At 58.4% G+C, this 3,500-nt stretch carries 1 protein-coding gene; it reads left to right on the top strand.

Annotation, left to right across the window (positions count from 1 at the left end):
* Positions 1-98 precede the first annotated feature (98 nt).
* Positions 99-3,461, top strand: a complete 3,363-nt coding sequence (locus tag NW820_RS08845; RefSeq protein WP_414344692.1) for a Swt1 family HEPN domain-containing protein — start codon at positions 99-101, stop codon at positions 3,459-3,461.
* Positions 3,462-3,500: the final 39 nt, after the last annotated feature.

Genomic DNA, 3,500 nt, shown 5'->3' with positions numbered 1-3,500 from the left:
TTGTCTGGGGATCCGGTTCTCCCTGGCTTTGTTGTGGATCTCACTTTAATCTGGAAATAATCGACCCACCCCCTAACTTCAATTTCATTCAATCACTTATGGCTATCAGCAACCACGAACGAGTTGGACGCGCCCTCAACCTTCTGCGGCAGGGGCTTTATCCTTTTGTCGTGCGGGAGATGCAAGCCTTCCATGGAGAGAAGTGGCTGACAGTTGTCGCCGACAACCTGCCCGAGAGCTCTCCCAAATTCAAAAGTCCTGAGCAGATCCTGGAGGAAGATGTTTTGGCGCTGCTGACTCTCATGTGGGAGCAGTGGAACACCGTCTTCAGGCAAACTCTGGGACAAGCGGAGCGCACCCTAGTCAGCGAGCTGCGCAATACCCGCAACACCTGGGCCCACACCTGCACTTTTGGTTTTGACGATGCCTATCGCGCCCTCGATAGCGTTGCCCGACTGCTGAGCGCCATTGCTGCCCCCCAAGCTGCCGAAGTTGAAAAACAAAAACAAGAGCTACTGCGACTGCGCTTCGAAGAACAGGCCAAGCGGGAAAGCCGTCGCGCTATGGGATCCCCTACAGAAGGTCAGCCCCAGGCTGGCCTCAAGCCCTGGCGCGAGGTTGCCACTCCCCACCCCGATGTGGCTTCAGGTCGCTTCCAACAAGCCGAATTTGCCGCCGATCTTTGGGAAGTCTACCTGGGCGAAGGTTCGGATGAGTACCGGGATCCCGTCGAGTTCTACCGCCGCACCTACCTTACCGAGGGATTGCAACAACTGCTCACCAATGCCCTGAAGCGCCTCAGCGGCCAAGGGGGGGATCCCGTGATAGAGTTGCAGACCAACTTTGGCGGCGGCAAAACCCACGCCATGCTTGCCCTCTACCACCTCTTTGGAAGAGGGGCTAGGGGTGAGGGCCCCCTACCCGGCACAGAGTCTCTTCTCCAAGCCGTCGGCCTGCAGAGACCACCTCAAAACGTCAGGATAGCCGTCCTGGTGGGGAACAAGCTCCAGCCCAGCGGCATTCCCTCCTACAAGCCTGAGCACGCCCAGCAAAACCGCCCCCTGATCCGCACCCTTTGGGGGGAGTTGGCCTGGCAACTGGGAGGTGCCGAAGGCTATGCGCGGGTGCAGCAGGCCGACGCAACTTCCACCAACCCCGGCGATGCGCTTAAAGTCTTGTTCAACCGCTATGCCCCTTGCCTGATCCTAATCGATGAGTGGGTGGCCTATGCTCGCCAACTCCACGACAGCCCTGACCTAGCCGGCGGCAGTTTCGACACCCAGTTTACCTTTGCCCAAACCCTGAGCGAATCGGCCAAGAACGCAAAAGATACACTGCTGGTGGTGAGCCTTCCTTCTTCGGATATCGAAATTGGCGGGGAGCGGGGCAAAGAAGCTCTGGTTCGCCTGAGAAATGCCATTGGCCGGGTGGAATCCCCTTGGCGGCCCGCGAGCGCTGAAGAAAGCTTTGAAATTGTCCGCCGCCGCCTGTTTCAGCCCCTCACCAATCCCGAGCTATTTGTGCAGCGGGATGCCGTGGTGAAAGCGTTCATGGATCTCTATCGCAGCCAAAGCCAGGAATTTCCCAGCGAGTGCAAAGAAAGTGACTACGAACGCCGCCTCAAGGCTGCTTATCCCATTCACCCAGAGCTGTTTGACCGCCTTTACTCCGACTGGTCTACTCTCGACAAGTTTCAACGCACCCGCGGTGTGCTACGGCTGATGGCCAGGGTCATCCACACCCTCTGGGAGCGAAATGACCGCAGCCTGATGATCCTGCCCGCCCACATCCCCATGGACGATCAACAGGTACAAGCAGAGCTGACCCGCTACCTAGACGACAACTGGCTGCCGGTAATCGACAAAGACGTGGATGGCCCCACTTCCCTGCCCCTGACTCTCGACCGAGATCACCCCAACCTGGGCCGGTATTCCGCCTGTCGCCGGGTTGCCCGCACCATCTACATGGGATCCGCCCCCACCCTGCGGGCCGCCAACCGCGGCATTGAGGAGCGCCGCATCAAGCTGGGCTGCGTGCAACCGGGAGAACACCCCATCACCTTCGGCGATGCCCTGCGGCGGCTATCCGACCAGGCAACTTACCTATACGGAGATGGCAGTCGCTACTGGATTTCCACCCAGCCCAACGTCAACCGCACTGCTCAGGAGCGAGCCGAGCAACTGTTGAGGGACGAGCCCCACACCCTCTGCCAAGAGATCATCCGGCGCCTCAAAGCCGACAGAAATCGCGGTGAGTTCAGCGCCGTTCACGTTGCCCCCGACTCCACTGCCGATATTCCCGACGATCCCACTTTAGGCGTGCGGCTGGTGATCCTGCATCCTCAGTATTCCCATAGCCGGGGTAGCCAGGATAGCCCTGGGCGAGTCTGGGCTGAGCAGGCCCTCCAGCGTCGCGGCAGCGGCCCCCGCTACTACAGGAACATGCTGCTGTTTTTGGCGCCCGACAAAACCCGCCTGGAAAGCCTAGAACGCAATACCGCCCAATACCTAGCTTGGAAAGGGATCCTGGAAGACAAAGATCTCCTCAACCTAGATGCCTTCCAAACCGCCCAAGCCGATACCAAGCTGCACCAATCCGAGGCTGCTGTTGAGGCTGCTCTGCGGGAAACCTATCAATGGCTGCTGATCCCAGCCCAGCCTGATCCCCAAGGCAGTCTAGAGTGGAAAGAATGCCGACTGCAGGGGCAAGATTCCCCCATTTTGCAAGCCAGCCGCAAAGCTGTCCACGAGGGGGATCTGGTTACCGCTTACTCTGCCATCACCCTCCGCCTGGATACGCTGGATAGATTCCTCTGGCGCGAGGCTGATCACATCGATCTCAAACGACTGTGGGAATGCCTGGCCCAGTACCTCTACCTACCCCGCTTGAAAGACCCATCCGTTCTTCTAAGAGCTGTAGAAGACGGGGTAGCCTCAACTGCTTGGGAGGATAGCTTTGCCTACGCAGAGGCCTTCGATGAGTCCAAAGGCAAATACCTCGGCTTGCAAGTGGCAGCCATAGTCAAGCCCAGCATCGGTTCCAACAGCCTGCTGGTCAAGCCAGAGGTTGCCCGCCGTCAATTGGAAGCCCTTCAAGTTCCTTCCCCAAAGGCGCCCTGCATCTTCCCAGACAGCACTCCGCCTCTTCCTGGCCCCGGCGAGGAGGATTCCCCAGTTACGAATCAAGGAAATCAAGTTTCCCAGCCGGCGTTGCCGAGGCGATTTTACGGCAGGGTGGAAATGGATCCCCTGCGGGTCAACAGAGATGTTGCAACCCTTGCCGACGAGGTCATCCGGCACCTGACCAATCTGCCAGGAGCCACTGTCAAAATTACCCTGGAAATCGACGCGGAAATACCGGAAGGCTTACCGGAGAGCGTGAGGCGCACGGTAGCGGAAAACTGCCGAACCTTAAAGTTCTGCACCCTGGAGTTCGAGGACAATCCGCATAGTCATTTTTAAGCGGGAATGAAACTTTTTCCTTAGCATTGTGCACTAGCT

This window comes from Synechococcus sp. R55.7 (genome assembly GCF_047461955.1).
Lineage (GTDB): Bacteria > Cyanobacteriota > Cyanobacteriia > Thermostichales > Thermostichaceae > Thermostichus.
The sequence above is the reverse complement of the archived record's forward strand: the minus strand, read 5'-3'. Positions and strand labels throughout refer to the sequence as shown.